22 protein-coding genes and 1 pseudogene are annotated in these 23579 nt (G+C 65.1%); 11 read left to right on the plus strand and 12 right to left on the minus strand.

Going from position 1 to position 23579, the window contains the following annotated elements:
- The first annotated feature begins 22 nt into the window (after positions 1 to 22).
- Genes E0W60_RS33145 through E0W60_RS33155 form a run of 3 tightly spaced genes read left to right on the plus strand, consistent with a single transcriptional unit; the run spans position 23 to position 2056 of the window.
- Positions 23 to 691 (plus strand): amino acid ABC transporter permease, encoded by a 669-nt coding sequence (locus tag E0W60_RS33145; protein WP_135707001.1) that lies wholly within the window; start codon positions 23 to 25, stop codon positions 689 to 691.
- Positions 688 to 1344, plus strand: a complete 657-nt coding sequence (locus E0W60_RS33150; protein ID WP_135707002.1) for an amino acid ABC transporter permease — start codon at positions 688 to 690, stop codon at positions 1342 to 1344. Before E0W60_RS33145 ends, E0W60_RS33150 begins: the two co-directional genes overlap by 4 nt.
- Complete coding sequence (locus E0W60_RS33155; protein ID WP_135707003.1) at positions 1325 to 2056, plus strand: amino acid ABC transporter ATP-binding protein; 732 nt, start codon at positions 1325 to 1327, stop codon at positions 2054 to 2056. The genes E0W60_RS33150 and E0W60_RS33155 overlap by 20 nt, the downstream gene beginning before the upstream one ends.
- Before the next feature lie 155 nt (positions 2057 to 2211).
- On the opposite strand, the gene scpA is transcribed toward E0W60_RS33155, so the two are convergent.
- From scpA to E0W60_RS33200, 9 genes are read right to left on the minus strand one after another with little or no spacing between them, the layout of a single operon-like run.
- A complete protein-coding gene (gene scpA, locus E0W60_RS33160; RefSeq protein ID WP_135707004.1) occupies positions 2212 to 4311 on the minus strand; it encodes a methylmalonyl-CoA mutase in 2100 nt (699 codons plus the stop codon).
- The gene (locus E0W60_RS33165) at positions 4308 to 5147 is read right to left on the minus strand and encodes a Pnap_2097 family protein (protein ID WP_135707005.1); all 840 of its coding nucleotides are present in this window, start codon (positions 5145 to 5147) and stop codon (positions 4308 to 4310) included. The genes scpA and E0W60_RS33165 overlap by 4 nt, the downstream gene beginning before the upstream one ends.
- Before the next feature lies 1 nt (position 5148).
- Entirely contained in the window at positions 5149 to 6444 is a 1296-nt protein-coding gene (locus E0W60_RS33170) for an MSMEG_0569 family flavin-dependent oxidoreductase (RefSeq protein WP_205751681.1), read from the minus strand.
- 57 nt (positions 6445 to 6501) lie between these two features.
- The gene (locus tag E0W60_RS33175) at positions 6502 to 6789 is read right to left on the minus strand and encodes an MSMEG_0570 family nitrogen starvation response protein (RefSeq protein WP_135707006.1); all 288 of its coding nucleotides are present in this window, start codon (positions 6787 to 6789) and stop codon (positions 6502 to 6504) included.
- A gap of 3 nt (positions 6790 to 6792) precedes the next feature.
- Positions 6793 to 7809, minus strand: coding sequence for a sll0787 family AIR synthase-like protein (locus tag E0W60_RS33180; RefSeq protein WP_135707007.1), 1017 nt, complete (start codon positions 7807 to 7809; stop codon positions 6793 to 6795).
- Positions 7806 to 8360 (minus strand): MSMEG_0567/Sll0786 family nitrogen starvation N-acetyltransferase, encoded by a 555-nt coding sequence (locus E0W60_RS33185; protein ID WP_135707008.1) that lies wholly within the window; start codon positions 8358 to 8360, stop codon positions 7806 to 7808. The genes E0W60_RS33180 and E0W60_RS33185 overlap by 4 nt, the downstream gene beginning before the upstream one ends.
- The gene (locus tag E0W60_RS33190; RefSeq protein WP_133093000.1) at positions 8357 to 9436 is read right to left on the minus strand and encodes an MSMEG_0568 family radical SAM protein; all 1080 of its coding nucleotides are present in this window, start codon (positions 9434 to 9436) and stop codon (positions 8357 to 8359) included. The genes E0W60_RS33185 and E0W60_RS33190 overlap by 4 nt, the downstream gene beginning before the upstream one ends.
- On the minus strand, positions 9429 to 10445 hold the full coding sequence (locus E0W60_RS33195; RefSeq protein ID WP_135707009.1) for a Nit6803 family nitrilase: 1017 nt from the start codon (positions 10443 to 10445) through the stop codon (positions 9429 to 9431). The genes E0W60_RS33190 and E0W60_RS33195 overlap by 8 nt, the downstream gene beginning before the upstream one ends.
- A 20-nt stretch (positions 10446 to 10465) precedes the next feature.
- Entirely contained in the window at positions 10466 to 10948 is a 483-nt protein-coding gene (locus tag E0W60_RS33200) for an MSMEG_0572/Sll0783 family nitrogen starvation response protein (RefSeq protein ID WP_018004190.1), read from the minus strand.
- 383 nt (positions 10949 to 11331) lie between these two features.
- Here E0W60_RS33200 and E0W60_RS33205 point away from each other — a divergent pair, with 383 nt between their 5' ends.
- Positions 11332 to 12723 carry a PLP-dependent aminotransferase family protein gene (locus E0W60_RS33205; protein ID WP_135707010.1) on the plus strand — a complete coding sequence of 464 codons (1392 nt, stop codon included), beginning with the start codon at positions 11332 to 11334 and terminating at the stop codon, positions 12721 to 12723.
- A gap of 85 nt (positions 12724 to 12808) precedes the next feature.
- Here E0W60_RS33205 and E0W60_RS33210 read toward each other — a convergent pair.
- Positions 12809 to 13388: pseudogene (locus E0W60_RS33210) on the minus strand (substrate binding domain-containing protein); the annotation flags it as partial.
- A gap of 367 nt (positions 13389 to 13755) precedes the next feature.
- Here E0W60_RS33210 and E0W60_RS33215 point away from each other — a divergent pair.
- Positions 13756 to 14190, plus strand: a complete 435-nt coding sequence (locus E0W60_RS33215; RefSeq protein ID WP_133093001.1) for a MarR family winged helix-turn-helix transcriptional regulator — start codon at positions 13756 to 13758, stop codon at positions 14188 to 14190.
- Positions 14191 to 14217: 27 nt separating this feature from the next.
- Here the strand turns inward: E0W60_RS33215 and E0W60_RS33220 are convergent, their stop codons facing one another.
- Positions 14218 to 14994, minus strand: coding sequence for an enoyl-CoA hydratase (locus E0W60_RS33220; protein ID WP_135707011.1), 777 nt, complete (start codon positions 14992 to 14994; stop codon positions 14218 to 14220).
- 447 nt (positions 14995 to 15441) lie between these two features.
- Here E0W60_RS33220 and E0W60_RS33225 point away from each other — a divergent pair, with 447 nt between their 5' ends.
- Complete coding sequence (locus E0W60_RS33225; protein WP_135707012.1) at positions 15442 to 16200, plus strand: sulfite exporter TauE/SafE family protein; 759 nt, start codon at positions 15442 to 15444, stop codon at positions 16198 to 16200.
- A 16-nt stretch (positions 16201 to 16216) separates the two neighbouring features.
- Here E0W60_RS33225 and E0W60_RS33230 read toward each other — a convergent pair whose 3' ends face one another.
- A complete protein-coding gene (locus tag E0W60_RS33230; RefSeq protein WP_135707013.1) occupies positions 16217 to 17548 on the minus strand; it encodes a PLP-dependent aminotransferase family protein in 1332 nt (443 codons plus the stop codon).
- Between the two features lie 198 nt (positions 17549 to 17746).
- Between E0W60_RS33230 and E0W60_RS33235 the strand changes: the two genes are divergently transcribed.
- The 5 genes from E0W60_RS33235 to E0W60_RS33255 all read left to right on the plus strand — a co-directional run bounded on the left by E0W60_RS33235 (position 17747) and on the right by E0W60_RS33255 (position 23313).
- Entirely contained in the window at positions 17747 to 18199 is a 453-nt protein-coding gene (locus tag E0W60_RS33235; RefSeq protein ID WP_165971418.1) for a MarR family winged helix-turn-helix transcriptional regulator, read from the plus strand.
- A gap of 70 nt (positions 18200 to 18269) precedes the next feature.
- The gene (locus tag E0W60_RS33240; protein WP_167884664.1) at positions 18270 to 18596 is read left to right on the plus strand and encodes a YtcA family lipoprotein; all 327 of its coding nucleotides are present in this window, start codon (positions 18270 to 18272) and stop codon (positions 18594 to 18596) included.
- Positions 18597 to 18618: 22 nt separating this feature from the next.
- Positions 18619 to 19656 (plus strand): multidrug transporter subunit MdtN, encoded by a 1038-nt coding sequence (gene mdtN, locus E0W60_RS33245; RefSeq protein ID WP_135707014.1) that lies wholly within the window; start codon positions 18619 to 18621, stop codon positions 19654 to 19656.
- Positions 19657 to 19684: 28 nt separating this feature from the next.
- Positions 19685 to 21787, plus strand: a complete 2103-nt coding sequence (locus E0W60_RS33250; protein ID WP_135707015.1) for an FUSC family protein — start codon at positions 19685 to 19687, stop codon at positions 21785 to 21787.
- A 14-nt stretch (positions 21788 to 21801) separates the two neighbouring features.
- Entirely contained in the window at positions 21802 to 23313 is a 1512-nt protein-coding gene (locus E0W60_RS33255; RefSeq protein ID WP_135707016.1) for an efflux transporter outer membrane subunit, read from the plus strand.
- Positions 23314 to 23579: the final 266 nt, after the last annotated feature.

Below are 23579 nucleotides of genomic sequence, written 5' to 3' on the forward strand. Positions count from 1 at the left end.
TACGCACCGCCGAGGTAGAAGCATGGCTTACGCGTTCGATTTCGTGTCGGTGCTGGATTACACCGACGTGCTGCTCAAGGGCATCGCGGTCACGGCGCAGCTCACGCTGACAGGCGGTGTGCTTGGCGTGGCCGTGGCGTTGGCGGGTGCCTGGGCCAAGACCCAGGGACCCGCCTGGCTTCGCCCCGTGGTCAGCACCTATGTGGAGCTGATCCGGAACACGCCGTTCCTGATCCAGCTGTTCTTCATCTTCTTCGGGCTGCCCAGCCTTGGCGTGCATCTGCCCGAAATGGTGGCGGCATCGCTGGCCATGGTTATCAACTTGGGCGCCTACGGTACCGAGATCGTGCGCGCCGGCCTGGCTGCCACCCCGCGCGGGCAGTTCGAAGCCGGCGCGAGCCTGGCCATGTCACCATTCCAGGTGTTCCGGCACGTCGTGCTGCGCCCGGCATTGCAGAAGATCTGGCCAGCGCTGTCGAGCCAGATTGTGATCGTGATGCTCGGATCGGCTGTCTGTTCGCAGATCGCAGCGCAAGACCTGACGTATGCGGCCAATTTCATCCAAGGGCGAAACTTCCGCGCTTTTGAGGTCTATCTCGTGAGCGCAGCGATCTATCTTCTTCTTGCCCTCGTGCTGCGGCAATTGCTGCGCGGCGTTGGCCGGCAGCTTTTTGCGCGGAGGGCGGGATGATCGAGTTCACGTTGTGGGATATCGTCCGCAACCTGCTGTTGGCAGCACGCTGGACGGTGCTGCTGTCATTGGTTGCGTTTGTGGGCGGTGGCCTCGTTGGCCTCCTCGTGCTGTTGATGCGTACCGGCAAGCGCCCGGTAGCAAGACGCCTGGCGCAGGCGTATATCGAGCTTTTCCAGGATACGCCGCTCCTGATGCAGCTATTCCTCGCTTTCTTCGGACTTGCACTGTTTGGCATCGAGGTGCCAGCGTGGCTGGCCGCCGGGCTTGCGTTAACGCTGTGGACGTCGGCCTTCCTGGCCGAAATCTGGCGCGGCTGCGTGGAAGCCATACCGCGCGGCCAGTGGGAAGCCTCAGGCAGCCTGGCCATGGACTACGTGCAGCAGATGCGTTACGTGATCCTGCCACAGGCCTTGCGGATTGCCGTGGCACCGACCGTTGGCTTTGGTGTCCAGGTCATCAAGGGCACGGCGCTAGCGTCGATCATCGGCTTCACCGAGCTGTCCAAGGCGGGCACGATGATTGTGAACGCCACATTCCAACCCTTTACCGTATATGCCGCCGTGGCGCTGATGTACTTCGCGCTGTGCTGGCCGCTTTCGCAATACAGCAAGATGCTGGAGAGGAAATTCCATGCCGCTTATCGCCATTGATCAGGTTCGCAAGTCGTTTGGCAGCAACGAGGTGCTGAAGGGCGTTTCGCTCTCCGTCGAACCTGGCGAAGTCATCGCCATTATCGGCAGGAGTGGCTCGGGCAAGAGCACGCTGCTACGTTGCATCAACGGGTTGGAAAGCATCGATTCGGGCGCCATCACGGTGGCCGGTGCTCACCTGGCCGACAGCGAACTGCAATTACGCGCGCTGCGGCTCAAGGTAGGCATGATTTTCCAGCAGTTCAATCTGTTTCCGCACCTCAGCGCCGGGCGCAACGTGATGCTGTCGCCCATGATCGTCAAGGGCGCGTCGCAGGCCGAGGCCCGTGAACTGGCCGAACTGAACCTGGCACGGGTCGGGCTTTCTGCCAAGTTCGATGCGTACCCGGACCAACTGTCTGGCGGTCAGCAGCAACGTGTCGCCATCGCTCGCGCGCTTGCCATGCAGCCAACCGCGCTGCTATGCGACGAAATCACCTCCGCGCTGGATCCAGAACTTGTTAACGAGGTACTGCAGGTTGTGCGCAGTCTCGCGGCCGATGGCATGACCCTGCTGATGGTGACGCACGAAATGCGCTTCGCGCGCGAGGTGTGCGACCGCGTAGTCTTCATGCATCAGGGCAAGGTCCACGAAACCGGCGCGCCCAATGAAGTGTTCGGCCGGCCACAGACGCACGAACTGCAGCAGTTCTTGGGAATGGTTGAGGCTTGACCTGCCACCTGCCGCGCAAACTGCAACATGCATCGTGGAGATTGCTGACCGGGCGACCCTCGACTTCAGCAGCCAGCTAGCCCCTCGAGAACGGGCGAGTTCACCGCTCGTTGCCTACCGGCACAGCTTCCGGCCTGCTCAGTAAGCCGCTGTGGTCACCGGTGCTCCGCTGCGACCGCACGCTGTCTATCGTGTTGCGCGGTCAGCACCATCACGATCTCTGTGACGATTCGCTCCAGTGGCGTCCCTGGACCATAGATGCCACGGACGCCTGCCAGCTGCAAGGTGTGCCTGTGCGGCGCCGGAATAATCCCGCCAACAAACACCGGCACAGTATCCCCGCGCTGGCGAAGGGCCTTGAACAACATGGAAACCTGGGCAAGATGTGCACCGCCGAGCGTCGAGATGCCGATGGCATCGAAGTCGCCATCGCACGCTTGCGCCGCAATGGCCTCGGCCGACTGGAACAATGGCGTAAGCCGGACCAGGAACCCGGCATCGCTCAGGGCGGCGGCGACAGCCTTCGCGCCGCGATCGTGCCCATCCTGCCCGAGCTTTGCCACCAGGATTCGCGGCGCGCGTCCAAGTATCGCGCTCAGCTGCCTGACCCGGTCGCAAGCCGCCGCCCAGTTCGGACTCCCTTCACGGGTAGCGCCGTAGTGCGCCTTGTCGTAGCCCGGTTGCGCTGCGTAGCGCGGCCAGACATCAAGCAAGGCGCGCGTGCATTCGCCGACCGTCGCCCGGCAGCGCATGGCGTCAATGGCGCAGTCCAGCAAGTTCCTGCCGCCCCGTCGCGCAGCTTCCGCCAGTGCGCCCAGCGCCTGTTTGACTGTGTGCTCGTCCCGCCTTGCCCGCAATGCCGCCAGTCGAGTTGCCTGCTCGGCGCGAACGCGGCCTCCGTCGATCTCCAGGCACGCTGGTAGTGCTTCTTCGTCGGCCTGGAAACGATTGACCCCCACCACGACCTCCTCTCCCGCATCGATCCGCGCCTGTGTCCGTAGGGCATTGCGGTGAATGCGGTGCTGCACCCAGCCTGATTCCAGCGCCTTGAGCACGCCCCCATGCGCATCGATCTCTGCGAGGATCGAGCGGACGGTATCGGCCATGCGCCCCGTCAATGACTCGATTAGGTAGGACCCGGCCCACGGATCCGCCACGTCGCAAAGACTGAATTCGTGCTGCAGGATCAACTGCGTGTCACGCGCGATACGCGAGGCTTCGACGCTGGGCAGCGCCAGAGCCTCGTCAAAGCCGTTTGTGTGCAGCGACTGCGTGCCGCCAAAGATTGCGGCCAGGCCCTCGATCGTGGTGCGGGCAATATTGTTGTGCGGTGCCTGCGCCGCCAACGTCCAGCCCGATGTCTGGCAGTGCATGCGCATCGCCGCGGCCTGGGCAGTGGTGCCGCCTCGTGCACGGACGATGTCGTGCCACAAGAGCCGGGCGGCGCGCAGCTTGGCAATCTCCTTGTAGAACTGCTTGCCGACGCCGAAGAAGAAGCTCAGCCCACCGCAGAAGGCATCGACATCGAGACCCCGGGCGCGCAGCGCATCGACATAGGTCCGCGCGTTGGCCAAGGTCAGGGCAAGTTCCAGCGCCGGATCCGCCCCGGCTTCCTGGAAGTGGTAGCCGGAAATCGACATGCCGTGGAATTTCGGCGCATGCCTGGCGAGCCATTCGACCACATCTGCCGCAATGCGCAGCGACGGCTCCGGGGCATGGATCCAGGTATTGCGGACCATGAACTCCTTCAGGATGTCGTTCTGGATGGTGCCACGCAGCCATTCGAAGGGAATTCCCGCTTCCTCGGCCACGACCAGGAATGCCGCCAGAACGGGCAGTATCGCACCGCTCATGGTCATCGACACGGAAACCCGATCCAGCGGTATGCCGTCAAACAGGCGCCGCATGTCGTCGACCGAGTCGATCGCCACCCCAGCCATGCCGACGTCGGCCGCCACCTCCGGATCGTCCGAATCGTAGCCGCGATGGGTTGGCAGGTCGAACGCAACCGACAGGCCCTGCGCCCCTTGCCTCAGGGCCTCGCGATACGCCAGGTTCGACGTCGCGGCGTCACCATACCCGGCGTACTGCCGGATGGTCCACGGGCGTTGCCGGTACATGGTCGGGTAAGGCCCGCGTACGAATGGCGCCTCGCCAGGCATGCCGCCGAGGTGGCTCAGGCCGACAACGTCCTCCTGGCCGTAGACGGGTTTCAGGTCCACGCCGAAGCGCGGCTCATTCCACTCCTGGCTCATCGCTGCCTCCAGCGCTTGCGGGTCACGATATCCGCGATCTTCTCGCCATCCGCAGCGCGCCGGACCTCGCACCAGTGCGCCAGTCCCGACTCGTCTTCGCGCAGGGCCGCGAAGGTCAGCTCCAGTGCCTCGCCGACATTGACGTTACCATGGAAGAACAGGTCCCGCGCGGCCAAGGTTGGCGGTTCCGCATGGCTGCGCCATTGCCACTCCGCGCGGTCCACCATCGCCTGGAAGCTGGCGAAGTACATCAGGTCGGCGCCGTTGAAGTCGTTGTAGGGACATGGCAGGAAGTCGACGACATGGTTGACGCCATCCTGCTGCTGGCGCAACCCGAGATGCGTACCCCAATCCCCACTGCGAAAGCGCCGTGCGAGCTGTGATAGCGCCGCCGCCTCGCTCGTGGTTGCCGCGTTGTTCCAGCCAGTTGCCACGGACGGCATCGCGCGTACGACCGAGCGATTGTCCCGCTCGCGCGTGCGCCGGATAAAGGTCGACAGCATGGTGACGGTCGCGCAGCGCGTGCCGTCCAGCGACGCCACGGCATGCTGGCTGAGGCGCTTCACGCCGCCTGCCGGCAACCCGGCCGAGTCCAGTGTGAAGGTGCCGTGCTCGCCGATCCTCTCCAGCGCTGCATCGCGTACGCGTACGGCGGTGAAGGCCGCATAGACAGGATTGCCCTCGCCGTCACGAAAGTCCGGTACTGCCAGGCCGCAGCCCGCGGCCAACTGGCGCCAGTGCAGGTCGCCGCAGGTCTTCAGCAACCAGTTTTCCGACAGGCCGGTGTAGGCCAGTTGCGGCATACCGGCGATATGATCCGAGCGGACGGTCTCCATTTCACGCTGCCAGTGCGGCGCCGGGCCCGTATGCGGCGATCAGCCGGGCCAGGTACTCGGCATCGCGTGCGACGCCCGAGAAGCGCCCCGACCCCCACGTGTGCAGCCACGGCAGGCCAACGAAATACAGGCCGGCATGCGCAGTCACGCCACGCTCGTGGCCCGGATAGCCACGGCCGTTGAAGACCGGGACCTCCAGCCAGCTGAAGTCGGGTCGGAACCCGATGCTCCAGATGATGGTGCTGATCCCCGCCGCACGGGGATCGAGTATGGTGCGTTCCGCCTCTGGCGTCCATACCGGCGCATAGATACTCGCGGGGGGCGCGTCGATGCCGCGCTCGGCAATAAACTTGTCGATGCTTGCGTTGATGCGATTGTAGGTCGCATCGGCATCGTCAAGGCTCTGGCGCAGGTCCGGCGCAAAATGCAGCTGCCCGTCGCGGTAGTCCTCCAGCACCCCGTACAACTGCATGCCCTCGGTGGCAAACTTGCGCAGGTCGATATCGCGGCCGCCGTCGCGGCCGGTCACATAGTGATTGGTGTTGTCGCGCACGCCTTCGCGCAGCGGATGCTCGGTGACGGGCAGGTCGTAGTACTTCATGTCGGCGAGCCAGTCGACCACATCGCGGCCGCGATAGAAGCGCGCGCAGCGGGGCGCTTCCCCGACCGCCAGAACGACCTCGCGGCCGGCCAGATGCAGGTCTTCGGCAATCTGGGCGCCCGACTGCCCGGACCCCACTACCAGCACAGCGCCTTCCGGCAGGTCTTGCGGGTTGCGGTAATCGGCCGACTGGATCTGGCGGATCGAAGCGGGCAGGCGCTCGGCCATGCGCGGCACGATCGGCGTGTGGTAGCCGCCGGAAGCAACGACCACCTGGTCGGCGCTGAAGACGCCGCGGCTGGTCGTGACGAGGTACCCGCCCTGCGGCCTCGGCTTGACGCTCAGCACCGCGGTATGTTCGAGCACCGGTGCCGCGACGGACTGGATGAACCCGTCCAGGTACGCGATGATCTCATCCTTCCTCATGAAGCCGTGCGGATCGTCCCCGCGGTACGGATGCCCCGGCAGCGCGCATTGCCAGTTCGGCGTGACCAGGCAGAAGGCGTCCCACCGCTGTGTGCGCCAGGTATGGGTGAGCGTGTGCTTTTCCAGCACCAGGTGTTCGATCCCGGCCTGCTTCAGGTAGTAGCTGACGGACAGGCCGGCCTGGCCGCCGCCTACCACGATCACCGGAAGATGACGGGGTTCCGCGTTAATGGGGGTTTTAATGGGGGTATCGATGCTGTTGCGTGTCATGGCGTGGTTTCCTTGATGCGATTAGGGTCCGGCCGCGGTGGCAGCCGTCAATGCTGGCTAATGACCGAAGCCGATCACCTGCACGGTGGCATCCGGCTGGTCGTGGAATCTTGCGGCGACCGCTTCAATGGCCTGCAACTGGTCCATGGCGGATGAGCACGCGTAGCCATACTTCGTGCGCACGCGCTCGGACGCCTCGACCAGGGCCGCGCGGGTCAGGTGGACAAACTCCGCGAGCGGATAGGTGCGGCCCGCGTCGAGATGCGCCATCACCACCGATGACGGCGAATAGCAAACCGCTTCGCTCTGGTCCGGCCAGCGGATCCGGAAATGGGTAACAGGCATGGCTTACGCTCCCGGCGTGACGGGTTCCGGCTCTTCGAAACCCGCTGTCTGTTCAGGCAGGATGAAGGCGGCCCTGGCAAAGTCCCACAGCAAGGCCGACTCGCCCCCGTGGGCGATCGACACGCGCGTGGTGCCGTCGAATTGGCCGATGGACGCGCACGTGATGTCGCGCGCCTCGAAACGCGCCGTGACTTCCGCAACATGGCCTTCGTCCACGGCGAGCAGGAACCCATAGCTTGGGAAAGCGCTCAGCCAACGGAGCAACGGCACATCCGGTGGCATTGGCACGGCGTCGAGGTCGATCCGTCCGCCGACGCGCGAGCACTCCATCAACATCAATGCCGTGCCCGCGATGCCCGCCATGCTGATGTCCTTGGCGGCCGCGCACAATCCGGCCTCGGCCAGCGCGGGAAGGATCTCCAGATCGGCGCGCAGCCGTTCGGCCGGCGCGCCAGTGGACGCGTTCCAGTAGGGATAAGGTTCCTCGAAGGCACCTCGCAGGTCCACGGCCATCAGCAGGTGCTGGCCGGGACGCGCCGCGAAGCTCGACAGCAGCCGGCGCGCCCGGCCCAGAATGGCCACGGCCAGTTGCGCGCCATCACTCCTGGCATTGCTATGCCCGCCGACGACCGGCACGCCATAGGCGGCCGATGCGGCAGCCATGCCCCGGATGACTTCGGCCGCGCCGTCGATGCCATCGCTCCAGATCGCATCGACCACCGCCAGCGGCCGGCCGCCCATTGCATAGACATCGCTGACGTTCACCATCACTGCGCTATAGCCAGCGAACCAGGGCATGGTGCGCAGGAACTCGCCGACCATGCCCTCGACCGCGAACAGCAGGTGTCCGTCACCGTCCGGAATCGCGGCACAGTCATCCCCCAGTGCGATGCCTCGGTCGTCCGCGCCCTGCCCGGCCGGCAGCGCATGCCTGAACACCGACAGCATGCCCGCGATATCGGTCTTGTGGCCGAAGCCGCGACCAGCCCGCAAGACCTTCGCCAGTTCCGCCGCGTTCATGGTGCCCTCCTCTCCTCGATGACCAGTCCGGACAGAGGCGTGTGGCAAGGCGGGTAGTAATTCAGGTCTGCCTCCATCAGGTGATGGCACCGGCCCAACAGCACTTCCTCCTGCAGCGTGGTCCAGTGCAGGCGGCGAAACAGCGGCACATTCTGGCTCTGTACATGGGCCAGGAAGCGCCGGCAGCCTAGCGCATGGGCGCTGCTCACGGCCAGGCGGATCAGGGTCGCGCCGATGCGCCCTTGGCGACGATACGGTGCCGCCACCGCCAGGCGCGAGCCATACCAGGCGCCAGGCTCGCTTTCGTGGATACGCACGGTGCCGACAACCTCGCCTGGCTCGCCCGGCAGGTCCGGATCGGCCCTGAGCGCCACCAGCAACTGCGCCACGTCGTCGATGGCATCACGGTCGTCACCGGCAAAGAGCTGCTGCTCTTCACAGAACACGGCGCGGCGCAATGCATAGGCCGCATCCTTTTCGCGGCGCGTATCCGCCCAGCGGATCCGGTACACCGGGATCGCCGGGACCTCGACGCAAAGATCGCGGCTCATGACGGCACCCCTTCGTACGCGGACAGCGACGAGCACGCGCCGCACTTGCCGCAGCCGGCCTTGATGTCGGCCGAGCGCATGCCGGCCGCCGCTACCATTGCGCCCAGCGGCGCCAGGATTTCGCGCATGAACGCCGGCGTCGGTGCGGGGTGGTCTTCCAGCGGGGTTCCGGAGATCGGCACGAACGGCACCACGAAGGGATACACGCCCATGTCCACCAGCCGGCGCGAGATGGCGAGAATGGACTCGGCCGTGTCGCCAAGTCCGGCGAGGATATAGGTACTCACCTGTCCGCGCCCGAACACGCCTACGGCCGCCGCGAACGCGTCCATATAGCGCGATAGCGGCACGGATGCCTTGCCGGGCATGATCCGTTCGCGCACGGCAGGCGTGACCACCTCGAGGTGCATGCCGAGGCTGTCGATCCCCGCGGCGCGCATGCGCGCAAACCAGCGGTCGTCATCCGGCGGTTCGCACTGCCCCTGGATCGGCAGGTCGACCGCCGCCCGGATCGCAAACGCACTGTCGCAGAGGATGCCGGCGCCGCGATCGGGTGTCGGCGGCGTGCCGGTCGTGAGCACCATGTGCTTGACATGATCGAGCAGCACCGCGGCGCGGGCGACCTCGGCAAGCTGCTCCGGGGTCTTCCTGGCGATGGTGCGGCCGGCTGCCAGCGACTGCCCGATCGCGCAGAACTTGCAGGTCTTACGCCGGCTCTCGTAGCGGATGCAGGTCTGCAGCACGGTCGTGGCCAGCACATCGGCGCCATGCAGCGTCGCGATCTGCGCGTACGGAATGCCGTCCAGCGTCTGCAGGCCGTAGAAGCGGGGCGCTTTCGGGAAGCTGATGTCGGCGATCGGAATGGCGCCCCGCTTCAGTGCGCTTCGCCCGCTGCCATCCGGCGCCGAGGCGACGAAGGGCGAGTTCCACGCGGTGCTGGTATGCACGGGCACCATGATGGTCACGCCATCGATGGTCACCGCCTTGTGGTCGGATGGCCCCGCGCCGCCGCGTCGGCTGGCGGCGCCCGCGCTCGGATCTTCCAGCCGCAGTCCTACGGACTGCAGCTCAGTCATCAACTGCCGGCTCGAGGCCGACATCGTCTCGCTGGCTTGCATGATCGGGGCTCCGATAAGTGGGAAGAGGAAATTCGCCCATGACCGACACCGTGGCCGCCGGCCGGTCGTTGATGGCGAGGCTGAGCAGTTCGGGGCGCGCATAGTGGCCCACCGAGTCCATCATGCGCTTGCGCTTGGTGATGAGGCCCATGTCGAGGTCAGCGATCACCATCCCTTCGCCTTCGCGCAGCGGCGGCGCGAGGTGCTGCCCCTCCGGCGAGATGATCGCCGTGTTGCAGCCACCGCGCAGCGCCTTCTGCAGCGCGGGATCGGTCGTCACGGAGGCGACCTGCTCGTCTGTCAGCCACCCTGTCGCATTGACCACGAAGCAGCCGGCTTCCAGCGCGTGATGGCGGATCGTTGCCTCGATCTGGTCGGCAAAGATGGGTCCGACCAGCGAGCCGGGAAACTGGCTGCAATGGATCTCTTCATGCTGGGTCATCAGCGCGTAGCGCGCGAGCGGGTTGTAGTGCTCCCAGCACGCAAGCGCGCCGACCCGGCCGATGGCGGTCTGCGCCACCTTGAGGCCTGCCGCATCGCCCTGCCCCCAGATCATGCGTTCATGGAAGGTCGGCGTCAGCTTGCGCCGCTTGACGGCAAGCCGCCCCTCCGTGTCGAAGATCAGCTGCGTGTTGTACAGGCTGCCGTGGTCGCGCTCGTTGACGCCGAGCACGACCACCATGCCATGCTGCCGCGCCTGTTCGGCGACGGCCAGCGTCACGGGGCCGGGTATCGTCACGGCCTGCTCGTACAGGCGCAGATGATCGCTTCCGGATTGCACCGGCGGGCGCACGAACGAGAAGTACGGGTAGTACGGCACGAACGTCTCCGGGAAGACGATCAGCTGCACGCCCTCGCGCGCGGCCTTGTCGATGGCTTCGAGCACCTTGGCCAGGGTTCCCTCCCCGCTTTCCAGGTCCGGCGAGATCTGGACCGCCGCGGCGCGGACAATGCGTTTCTGTGACATGGCGATACCCCTGCGCTGGATCAGACGGTCCAGGTGTCGATGATCAGTGCGTTCTCCTTGCGGTGGAGCAGCTTCAGGTCCAGCACGTCAAGCGGATTGATCGGGCGGATGCCCTCGATGAGCGACGCTTCGCCATGGCCATAGAGGGCCTGCAGCGCGAAACGGCAGGCATAGACCTTGCCGCCCTCGTCCATGAACTTGCGCAGTTGCTTGTTGAAATTCAGGTGGCCGGCAAAGGCTTCATCGCCCAGGCGCGGAAAGCCGCGCTGCAGGCCAAGGGTCACGCCCGGGCCGTACAGCAGGATGCTGGTGTCAAACCCCTTGCGCTGCAGCCGCGTGGCCTGCAGCAAGTTGACGAAACCGATCGATCCCTCGAAGGCCACGGTATGGAAGGTCACCAGCGCCTTCTCTCCGGGTTCTGCCTTGACGTCCTCGAATACCTTCTCTTCGAAATCGACCAGGAAATCGCCATCCTGATGGGCAGGTTTGTTGACTGCGGGCATGCTGTGCTCCAGTGGTGGTTTGCGGTTCGGATAAGCCGGTGCGGCGCCATTTGCCACACCGGGCCGGCGCTGCCGCCGACGTCCGGGTTTTGCAACCGATATGCCATCAAGCGGATTCACCCCTCCGATCAATGGCCGATCATCCAGCCGCCACGCGATCGATCGCATCATTGATCGCATGACCCACATGCCTTTATCGCAACGCGAAGAGCGCCTGACAGTTGCACCAGAATCGCGTCGCGCGCCGCTGCACAGCGCATTCAGATGGTGCGGCCAGCTGGCCTGTGCACCATCATGCAGCCATTCAGATGCAATCAAACTGGCACGCACCATGCATTCATTTGCGCGGCGCCGCGATGGCGCAGCCCCGTTTGGAGAGAATCTTGTCCGGCCTGACCAGTCATTGGGCAAAGCGCATTGCAGACAGCCCCAAGCCCGCCTACCTGACCATTCCCGACCTGATCGAGGAGGCGCTTGCCGACGGGCGCCTGCAGGCTCGCGACCGGCTACCCGGCTTGCGCGACCTGGCCGAGGCGCTGGACCTGAACTACACCACCGTCGCGCGTGCCTATGGCGAGGCGCGCAAGCGCGGGCTGATCGATGCCAAGGCCGGCAGCGGCACCTATGTGCGCGGCCGTGCGCCGGCTGTGCCGCTGCGCGCCGGCACCAGCGCCGAAATGACGATGAACATGCCGCCGGAGCCACCCACGCTGGCAACGCGGCTGCGTGAATCGTCGGCGGCACTGCTCGCCGGGACGGATCCGTACACGCTGCTGCGCTACCAGGATTTCGGCGGCACGCCGGCCGACCGTGCGGCCGTGACGGGCTGGCTGCGGCGGCTCGTACCGACGGCAGCCAGTGAAACGCTGCTCATCTGCCCGGGCATCCACAGCGCGCTGGTTGCCCTGCTGTCACAACTGGCGCGCGGCGGACAGACGCTATGCGTTGAGGCACTGGCCTATCCTGGGATCAAGGCCATTGCTGCGCAACTCGGGGTCCAGCTGCAGGCACTGCCAGGCGACGAGGATGGAATGATCGGCAGCGCCTTCGAGAACTTCTGCAAGGCGCACAAGCCCGCAGCGCTCTATTGCAACCCCACCATCCAGAACCCGAGCACGCGCACGATGCCCCAGGGACGCCGCGAGATCCTCGCCGATATCGCGCTACGCTATAACGTGCCGATCATCGAGGACGATGCCTATGGCATGCTGCCCCGGCGCACCCCGGACACCTTTGCAGCGCTTGCCCCGGAACTGACCTACTACATGACCGGCCTGTCGAAATGCTTCGGCGCCGGCTTGCGCACAGCGTTCGTCCATGCGCCCTCAGCCAGGCAAAGCCAGCGCCTGGCAGGCACGTTGCGCGCCACCACCGTGATGGCCAGCCCGTTTACCAATTTGCTGGCCACGACCTGGATCAAGGACGGCACAGCCGATGAGATGCTTGCCGCAGTCCGGCAGGAAAATGCCGCACGCCAGGCCATTGCCACGCGCGTGCTGGCCGGCCGCACGTACGCCGCCGATCCGGACGGTTTCCACTTCTGGCTGCATCTGGGCGCCGGCAATGCCTGGCGCCCGTCTGAACTGGCTTTGCACCTGCGTTCACGCGGTATTGGCGCCGTGTCGAGCGCGGCCTTCTCTACGGATGGCAACCCGCCCGATGCGATCCGGCTTTGCCTTGGCGGACCCGGCGACCGGGACGAAATCGAGGAGTCGCTGCAGATCGTCGCGGATACGCTTGATGATCCGCACCATCTGCATTCGGCCATGCTGTAGTCCAGGCTATGCCTGGCGCATACTCACGCAGTCGTGCCAGCGCCGACCGCGAAGTGCAGTAATGGGGGTATGCAGTCGCTCGACCTTAGCCTTGCTCCGAGCTGGCTGCCCACTCGTCCCAATACGGCGGACTCCCGATCGCCGCCCGCACGCATTCCGCAAACGCGCGCAACCGCGCCGACACGCGCCGCCCTTCAGGATGGGCAATGTAGATGGCTTCCTGCTCCGCCTGCAAGCCGATCTCGATCACTGCCAGCGCGCCGCGCCGGATGGCCTCGCCAACGATAAAGGTAGGCAGCAGCGCGATACCTACGCCGGCTTCGGCGGCGTCACGCATCATGTCGCCGTTGTTGACGCGCAGCGCGATGTGGGCACGGACGATCTCGATGCCGCTGGAGCCTTGCAGGCGCCAGTCGGCGGCGCCGCGATTGGCATAGTAGATGCCGCGGTGCTGCTTCAGCTCTTCCAGGGTGGCCGGGATGCCCATTTTCCAATTCCGGGTGCTGAGCCACGAAGGGATAGAGTGCCGGCCCCAGGTGCATACGGCCGAATGTGACTGGCGCGGAAATGCGCAGCGTCCCGGCCAGGCTGCCGCGCCGCTCTGCTACGTCGGTGACTGCTGCCTCAACCTCGTTCAGGATGCGCGTGGCGCGCTCCGCGAAGATCTCGCAGATGCTCAAACATGGCGGCGGCTCGGTGATCTTTACCTCGACGTTCGCCGGCTATACCGTTGCCTTCCCCGGGGTGGCGGCTTATGCGGCGCTGAAATCCGGCACGCTCGTGAGGCTGCTTGAGGCCTTCGAACCGCAACCCGTGCCGGTCCACCTGATGTACGCGGACCAGGGCCAGATTCCGCTCAAGCTCCGGGCCTTCATCGATTTTGCAGTCCCGAGGTTGCGGGAGAGGCTCGGCCTTGCGAGTGCTGCTTCCCAGATGAGCGCGCGGAGCACAGTGAGCAAGACAGTCAGTTGGCTTGCGAGAGCGTGGTATATTCGCGTACGAACTAATCTCGAAGTCCTAGTGGATCACGGTATGGAACATCGCCTTGTCTATCTGTTGAATGTTGGCCAGCGGCGCCTGCAGCGATGGTCGCAAGCGCGCGTGGCCGGCGGCGGCGTGACCGCAGCCCAGTCAGGGCTACTGTTCTTCCTGGGAGGCAACGACGGCGCGCTGATGAGCGAGGCCGCTGCGGCCCTGGATCTTGGGGCACCGGGAATGAGTGGTCTTGCCGACCGGACCGAAAGGGCAGGGCTGATCGAGCGCCGGCCGGATGAGTCTGATCGCCGCGTGTCGCGGCTTTGGTTGACCGAAGCCGGACGCGCCGCGCGCCAGCATTCGAAAGTCAGCATGAAGGCATTGAACGCCAAACTGACCAAAGGCTTCACCGAGGCCGAGATAGACATCGTCGCACGGTGGCTGACGAGCCTGCAGACAAAGTTCCCGGCCACTGACAACGGCGAAGCATAGCCCTGGACCGCAGGGCCGTTCTCCCGCTTACTTCCGGTCGAGTCGGGTGAAGTCCGGCTTGCGCTTCTCGGCAAAGGCCGAGAAGGCTTCCCTTGCTTCAGCGCTGCCGAGCCGCTCCTCGAACTGAGCGCTTTCGCTCGCCATCTGCGCGACCAGCCTTTGCGCGTCGCGCATCAGCTTCTTCATTGCGTTCAGCGAGCCAGCCGGCTTTTCGGCAATCCGGCTGGCCATCCGCTGCGCTTCTGCCCGCAGCTGATCATTGGCGCACACTTTGTTGGCAATGCCCCATGCAACGGCGTTCTTCGCATCGAGCGGCTCGCCCAGCGCGAACATCTCGAAGGCCCGGGCATGTCCGATGCGCAAGGGCAGCAGATAACTCGACGCCGCCTCGGGAACGAGGGCGAGGTTGACGAAAGGCGTGATGAGTTGCGCATCCTCCGCGAGCACGATGTAGTCACAATGGAGCAACATGGTGGTGCCGACGCCGACCGCCTTGCCGTTGACCGCGGCAACTACGGGTTTCGTCGCATTCGCCAGCGCGTGCAGAAAGCGATGCACGTGTCGTTTCGCTGGCCCCTTCCCGGCCGCGATTGCAGCAAATTCCCCAACATCGTTGCCGGCCGTGAAACTGTCTCCATCGCCCTGCAACAGCACAACGCGGATGCTGGGGTCCAGTTGCGCCGCCTCGATCGTGTCGGCCAGCACGCCGTACATCTCGTTGGTCAGGGCATTCTTCTTGTCAGGCCGGGCAAGCGTAATGGTCAGAATGCCGTCGCTCAGGTCGGTATGAATTTCCGCGGTCATGGTCGATTTCCAGGTGGGATGAGGATGGACGCCGCAGGCATCCGTGTGCTTCGCATGCGAAGTATATATTTATTTCGCGTGCGAAGCAATCAACCAAGAATGTGCTGCGCTGGACGACCATCAAGATCTCATCGTCCCCGGCAAAGTCTTGAGCCAGCCCGCCCTGGAAAGCACCGCTCGCCTTGATGACTAGCGTGTCGCAGGCAGCTTCCGGGGAAGCTGTATGCATGACAATATTCATATTGTATTGATCCGGTGGACTACGATAGCCCTGTCTCTCCACCGATGCACTCAAGCGCAGCAGGTCGCTGCCCGAGGGCAGCCGAGAGCGTTCGGAAACATGACTGGGTCTGCAATGCATACATATTTCACACAAGCCGCAGGAATCACGGGCGATACGCCCCGGCACGGCCACTCTGCCCGCCGCTCGACCGAAGGGGTGGCCAAATGGAACTGAACACCACTACCATCCTCGTCACTTTTGCCGGCGTCTTCCTGATCTGCTTCATGAAAGGGGCCTTCGGGGGCGGCTTTGCCATCGTTGGCATTCCCCTGCTGTCACTCGTAATGGATCCCGTGACTGCCGGCGGCCTGCTCGCGCCACTGTTCGTCGCGATGGATCTGTTCAGCCTGCGCTACTGGAAGCCGTCCACATGGTCCAGGCCCGACCTGCTCTTGCTGGTGCCCGGCCTGGTGGTCGGCATCGGGGTCGGGTACATGCTGTTCAGGGTGCTGGACCACCGGGCTATCGCCATCATGATGGCGGCAGTCACGTTGCTGTTCGTGGGCCTGTGGTTCTTGCGCGGCGGAGAAGTCGTGGTGCGGCCGCGCTCATCGCCCAAGGCCGTGGCCGCCGGCGTGACATCGGGCATCACCACCATGGTCGCGCACTCGGGCGGGCCACCGCTGGCGATATACCTGCTGCCGCTTGGCCTGAGCAAGCAGGTCTATGCCGGGACCACCAGCATGTTCTTCACGGTCGGCAACATCATGAAGGCGGCACCATGGCTGATGCTCGCCAGTCCAGCCGGCGCGGTATGGACATTGATGGCGATCTCCCTTCTCGCCATTCCTTCAGGCGTCTGGCTGGGGTGGCGCCTGCACGACAAGCTGGACCAGCGGCAGATGTACCGTGCCTGCTATGGCTTGCTCGTGCTGACGGCGCTGAAGCTGCTGTGGGACGGTGCGTCGGGTTACCTTCATTGACAATGCGTAACTGTGTTCAGTCTCCCTGGTCCGCCAGGACCTTGTCGACGATCTCCAGAGATTGCCTCAGCGCTTCGAGCGGCACCGAGGCAAGTGCCAGGCGGATGGCATGAGGCACAGGGTTCGATGCCGCGAAAGGATGCGCGGTCGACACGGAGATGCGCTCCCGCAGCAATGCCTTGGCGACGGCATCCGCGCGAACGTTTTTGGGCATTGGCAGCCAGACGAAGTAAGAGTAGGCGTGACGGACGGGCTTCAGATGTCCGAGCACATCGCCAACTACGCGCTGTCGCAGATTGGCGTCCCTCCGTTTCTCGGCCTCAAGTCTTGCCACGGTGCCATCCTCGAGCCAGCCGCAGGCAATCCCTGTCATGACAGCGGGCGTTGTCCACGTCGTGGCCCGGATGGTGCGTTCCAGCTTCGGAATCCATTCTCGCGGCGCGCATACCATTCCGACGCGAAGTCCGGTAGCAACACTTTTTGACAGGCCAGACACATAAACCGTCGCTTCCGGCGCCAATGCAGCCAGAGGCGGCGGAGCGCCCTCTGCCAGAAATGCATAGGCGCCGTCTTCGATCAGGGTCAGCCCGTGCTGGCGTGCGATCGCGACCAGTTCAGCGCGGCGTCGCATACTCATCACCCATCCGAGCGGGTTATGAAGCGTCGGCATCGTATAAATGGCCCGTACCCGCCGGCGGCGGCATATGCCTGCGAGCGCATCGAGGTCCGGCCCGCGTGCCGTGGCGGGAATCGGCACGAGTTCGAGCCGGCATGCGTCAGCCGCGAGCTTGAATCCCGGATAAGTCAGTGCATCGACGGCTACCACGTCGCCGGGATCCAGCAGCGCCATGGCCGCGGCGGTCAGCCCGTGCTGCGCGCCGCTCACCAATACCGTGGTCGCTGCTGTCGCTGGCACGCCCCGGCTGCCAAGGTGGCGGGCCATGATCGCCCGTTCGTGTTCCCGTCCGCCATGAGGATGGTATCGAAGCAGCGCCTCCAGATCGCCTGCCCCGGCCAGCCTGCGCAAGGCGGCGCGCAGCAGATCGGTCTGGCCGGGCATCGACGGATTGTTGAAGCTGAGATCCACCGTGTCTGCGCTCCAGGCAGGCAGGTCGACGCCTTGTCCGGCGGGAAGCACCTCCTTGACGAAGGTGCCGCGGCCCGCTTCCCCGCTCACCAGTCCCATCGCGTGAAGCTCCGCGTAGACCCGCGTGGCCGTCACCAGAGCCAGACCCTCTCCAGCCGCCAGGTCGCGATGCGTCGGCAGCCTGGTCCCGGGACTTAGCCTGCCTTCGCGTATATCGTCGGCGAACCGGTCCACTACTTCCTTGTAACGGAGTCGGGGCATTGTTCTTCATCACCATTGTTGCGGCCCCAATTATCGGCACTACGCCGATGCGGCGCAACGCAACGGGTCAGGCAACCCTGGGGGACACGCCGGACAGAGTGACGGCGCGCAACCATGACGGATATCGAAATGCACCATTGCCAGAACTGCACGCTCACATATTGCCTAGGCAATGTACTATCCAGACCAATGCCAATCATGACCGCCCCCACCATGAAGAAGGACATCACCTCCTACGAGCAGCGCGCGCACGTCGGACGCTTGCTCCACCGAAGCGAGAGCCGGCTCGTAGTGGCATTGGACAAGGAACTGGAGCCGTTCGGGGTCACCGCCGCCCAATATGTGATTCTGGCCGCGCTGTGGTACGACCGCGCGGATACCGCGGCGCAGCTCTGCAAGGAATTGTCCTATACGCCGGGAGCCATGACCCGCATGATCGACCGGCTCGAGCAAAAGCGACTGGTGTGCCGCGTGCCGCACCCAGACAGCCGCCGAGCCAACAAGCTGGAGCTGACCGAGCCAGGAAGAGCGACATTTCCCGAGCTGCTGGCGGCGTCGACGACCGTCATCGACCGCTATTTCGGCGGCTACAGCGCAAGCGAGCTGGCCCTGCTCGAGTCGATGCTCGAACGCATGCTGGCCCAGGAATAATTTTTTTGATCAATATATTGCCTAGGCAATAGTCAGCCATCGCACATGGCATCCAACGATGTGAACGCCGATGAAAACCCACCTGATCCCCAAGGATTCACGCAACGCTCCACACGCCCGGCAATGCAGCGCGACGCTCGCCCTCGTCGGGGTGTCTTTGGTATGCGCGATGCTGGGCGGTTGCGCCACCGCGCCGTCGATCGGCGTGCTGGGCGCGTACTTCCCTGACTGGCTGTTCTGCATCGTGGGCGCTATCGCCGGCACGGCAGTGCTCCACGCGATCTTGCGTGCGACGGGGCGCGTGCTGCCTTCCGGCACCCCCTTCCTGCCCCTGGCCTACGGCGCGCTGACGGTGGTCCTTGCGCTGACCGGGTGGCTGATTTTCTTCCAGAACTGATTCAAGCGTACGGAGCAAGGCCATGCCTGAAGACACTTCAAACCGAGTCCGCCATGGCCGTGCCCTGGCGATATTGCTGACCCTGGCGGCTATCGCGCTGACGATCGTGGTCGTCTGGCGGCTTGATACCGCGCCGCGCACCGACGATGCCTACGCCTATGCGGACACCATCAACGTGGCGCCGGAGGTCAGCGGCCGTATCGTCGAACTGGCCGTCAAGGACAACCAGGCCGTGAAACGCGGCGACGTGCTGTTCCGGCTCGACCCGCGCCCGTTCGAGGCGCAACTGGAGAAGGCGCGGGCCACGCTGACCGCGCTCGACCGCGAGATCGAGCTGACCCAGCGCTCCGTCAACGCGCAGAAGCTCGGTGCGGCCTCGGCCAGCGCCAGCGTCGAGCGCGCACGTGCGGCCGCCGAGCAGGCCAAAGACACGCTGGCACGCATGGAGCCGCTGCTGGGCAGCGAATACGTGGCCGCTGAACAGGTCGACCAGGCACGCACTGCCCGCCGCTCCGCGCAGGCGCAATTGAATGCCGCCGTGCTGGATGCGCAGCGCGCCACCGCCGGCATCAGCGGTGTCGACGCGCTGGTCGCCAAGCGCGACGTGGTGCGGGCGGAAATCGCGCTGGCCGAACTCAATCTGGAATACGCGACCGTGCGCGCACCGTTCGACGGCATTGTGGTCAACCTCAAGACCTCGGCCGGTCAATTCGCCGGTGCGGGCCATCCCATATTCACGCTGGCCAACACCACGCGCTGGTATGTGGTGGCGAATTTCCGCGAATCCGACCTGGCAAATATCAGGCCCGGCGAGAAGACGCAGGTCTACGTCCTGGGCCAGGCGGACAAGCACTTTCGCGGCGTGGTGGAATCGGTTGGCTACGGAGTGTTCCCCGACGATGGTGGCGCCGACGCCGGCGGCCTGCCGCACGTGCCCCGATCGATCAACTGGGTGCGCGTGGCCCAGCGCTTCCCGGTCCGCATCCTGGTTGAAAAGCCCGACCCGGTCGTCTTTCGTATCGGCGCCTCGGCCGTGGCGATCCTGACGCCGGACGCTTGATCTCTGCTATCCCATCACGAGCAATGCCATGAACATACAAGCAGCCGATCACCAGCGCGAGGTCCTTGCCTCCGTACTGGCAGTAGTGCCCGCATGGCTTCGCGCCGAGTTGGCGCCGTTTCCCGGGCGCGTGGAGGCGTTATGGCGCTTCCTGCTGAGCACCACGCTCGTCGTCGTGATATCGATGGCCTTGCAGGTGCCTTTCCTGCCGCTCTCGCTGGTCATGGTGTTCTTCACCGCGCAGGAAAATACCGTGCTGACCCGGCTGTCCGGCATCGTCATGCTGATCGGCACGACCATCGCGGTGGTCGCCGGCCTGCTGCTGTTGAAATTCACCATCAACTATCCGCTGCTGCGAATTCTCGCCGCCTGCGCGCTCGCGTTCTGCGGCATGTATTTCATGCGCATCAGCAAGCTGGGCGCAATGGGTTACCTGCTCGCGCTCTTCGTCTTTTATTTCCAGAGCTTCGTCGACCAGTCCATGAGTCCCGAGGCGCTGGTCCGCGCGCTGCTGTGGGTATGGATCGCGATCACGTATCCGATCCTGCTGACAATCACGGTCAACTTCCTGTTCCTGCCGAGCCGCCCTGCCCGCCTGCTGACCGAGGAGATGCGCCGCCAGATCGATCACGTACTCGCGCAACTCGAGGCCCACCGCACCCATACGGCCGCTCGGCCGCTCGGCACGGAATCCGTTGCGCGAGCCGTGCTGCTGCTGCATCGTCACCTGGCCTTTGCGGTCCAGGGCGACCAGGCATGGCAGCGCGACCGTGCGTATCACCTTGCGCGCGTCGCGGCCATCGACCGCCTGCATACCGCAGCCTCGCACCTGTCGAGGCTGCCGTTGACCGCACTCTCGCCGGAGCAAGCCGAACAGATCGTCGCGTTGCAGTCGCACTGCCGGGCGTTGCGCACGTCGCTTGCCGATGACACGCCATTCACTTGCGACCCGGACCTTGCCGGCACCCGGCCGGTTGCTGGCCCGCTCGACACCGTGCTGCGCGAAATGGGACATGCACTGCAGGCAATCGGCGAAGCCGAATTGCTGCCGGCGGCCGCGCCACAGAGCAAAGAGGGATGGATTGCCCGCGATGCCTTCACCAACGGGGCATATGGCCGCTTCGCGCTGAAGACCGTGCTGGGGGCCGTGCTTTGCTATGTGTTCTATACCGCGGTCCAATGGCCCGGCATCCATACCTCGATGCTGACCTGCTTCATCCTTGCGCTGCCAAGCCTCGGCGCGACCTCGCACAAAGGACTGACGCGCGTTGTTGGCTGCGCGCTGGGCAGCGTCGTGGCCCTGGCGGCGGCCGTCTTCATCATGCCGCACCTCGATACCATCACGGGGCTGCTGGCAGTGACGCTGCCGGTGATCGCCATTGGCGCCTGGATCGCCGCCGGCTCGCCGCGCACCAACTACATCGGTGTCCAGTTCGTCTTTGCCTTTGCACTGTCGCAGCTTGGCCGTTTCGGGCCGACCACGGACCTGACCGAGATCCGCGACCGCATGATCGGCATCCTGATCGGTGTCGGGGTGTCGATCGCCATCTCGACCGTGCTCTGGCCTGAGCGCGAAGGCGATGCGCTCATGCGCCTGCTGGCGCGGCTGCTGCGCAGCGTCGCCGACGTGGCACGCGCCGGGCAAGCCGCAGACCGCCGGACCCGGCGCGATGCCATCGACAAGGCCCGCCTGCGCGGCTGGTCGCTGCTGACGCAGAACAAGGAAATGCAGGCACGCGTGGCGCTGGAACCGGGCTGGCAGTACGCGCACGACGCTGTTACGCCCGAAGTCACTACGGCCCTGGCGCAAACGCAGGAGATCCTTTTCGCGGTCAACTGGCTCTATGCCCAGGTGGAAAGCGCGGGGCCGGTCCTGCCGCAGGCGACTGCCGATGCGTTCCGGGCCTGGCTCGAGCACGTTGCAGTGCGGCTGGAACGTATCGCTGGCCAATTCGAACATCCCGACGAACCGGCGTGGCATGCAGCCGACGTAATCCCTGCCCTGCCTGCCGACATCATCGGCGCCGGTGCGGCATCGACTGGATCACTGGGTGAAATCCTGCAGGCCGCGCGCGTGCTCGACGAGCGCATCGCACAACTCGACCGCTGCCCGCCGGCGCCGGTCCATTGACTGACGAGGGGACCATGAACACCCGCACAACGCATCGCTCAAGGCAACATCATTTCGCCACACGGCTTGCCGCGACCGCGGCAGCCATCTCGCTGCTACTGGCCACCGCCGGCTGCGCGCTGATTCGCGAGGACACGGCCCCGGCGGCACAGATCCCCGCCGAACAGATCCGCATGGCGCAGGACGCCGAGCTCCCGCAGGCCGACTGGCCGTCCGCGCAATGGTGGAAGGCCTGCAACGACGACCAGCTCGATGCGCTGGTGGATCGCGCATTGCGGGATTCGCCCACGATGGCAGTGGCCACGGCGCGTGTCGACGCCAGCCGCGCGCAGGCGAAACTGGTCGATGCATCGACCGGGCTGCTGGTCGGACTGTCCGCATCGGTCAACCGCCAGAGCGTGTCGGAGAACGGCTTCCTCGGGCCTTTCGCCCACACCAACCCTGCGCTGGGCACCACGGGTCCGTGGTACACCGAAGGCACCATCGGCCTGGGTGCCACATACTCGGTCGACCTCTGGGGCAAAGACCGGTCTCGCGTCAATGCCGCGATGGGCGTCGCGCGGGCCCGCCAGGCCGAGGCTGCGCAGGCGGCTCTGGTGCTGTCGTCGCAGGTGGTTCACGTCTACTACGAGATCCAGACCACCTATGCCCTGCACGACCTGCTGGTGAAGGCACGGGGCATCCGGCAGGAACAGCTGGAGGCCAGCCAGGCCCGCACCACGCGCGGCCTGGTGGCTCGCACACAGGTGGCAGGCGCCGAGGCCCAGCGTCTCCAACTCGACCAGCAGATCGACTCCGCGCAGACGCGCATTCGCACGCTGCATGAAATACTGCGACAGTTGACGGGCGCCGGGCCGGACGGCTTGCCCGCGATCACGCAACGGCCGCTGCAGGACGGCGCCGCTGGCGTGCCGGCCTCGCTTGGCTATGAACTGCTCGCCCGCCGGCCGGACCTGCAGGCGATGCGCTGGTACGTGCAGTCGTCGATGGATCAGATCGACGCGGCGAGGGCAGCGTTCTATCCGAGCTTCGATATTCGCGCGTTCATCGGGCTGGACTCGCTGCACATGTCCGATCTGCTGCGCAAAGCGAGCCGCCAGGTCAACCTGATCCCAGGACTGAGTCTGCCGATCTTCGACAGCGGACGGCTAAATGCCAACCTCGCTGCGACGCGCTCCCAGAGCAATCTGCTGATCGCCCAGTACAACGAGTCGGTATTGAATGCCGTGCGTGAAGTCGCACAGGCCGGCCTTGAACTGGACAGCCTGGACCACCAGCAGACATTGCAGGCAGGCAAGCTGAAGGCAGCGGTCTTTGCCTCCGACAGCGCCGCCGCCCAATATCGGCAGGGCCTGCTCGACAAGGCCACCGCGCGAGAGGCCATGCTGCCAGTACTGATGGAGCAAAGCCAGGCCGTCGAGATCCGCAACCGGCATCTCCAGGCGGCAGTCACGCTGTCGACGGTGCTGGGAGGCGGCTACAATGCGCAGGGTGAGGGCAAAGATCGCGAGGCGAAGCCTGACTGACAACCGGCACGACCGCTTCCTTGTGCAGTGCGATCACGCGGAACGGGCGAAAGCCCTCCCACGGCCTGCGCTGGATATCGAAGGCAGCCTCGCGCTCCACGCGGCAGCGGTAGGACCGCAGCGGCGACGAGCCACTGACCGGGTCCTGGCGGCGGGCATCGATCAGCCCGTTGAAGGAACCGCTGTCGCACGGTGCGCTGCACTTGATGCTGAAATGAGTGTCCGGTATGGCCGCAGTTGGCAAGCAATTTACGAGCGTGCCCGGT

The sequence above is a fragment of the Cupriavidus oxalaticus genome (genome assembly GCF_004768545.1).
GTDB classification, from domain to species: Bacteria; Pseudomonadota; Gammaproteobacteria; order Burkholderiales; family Burkholderiaceae; genus Cupriavidus; species Cupriavidus oxalaticus_A.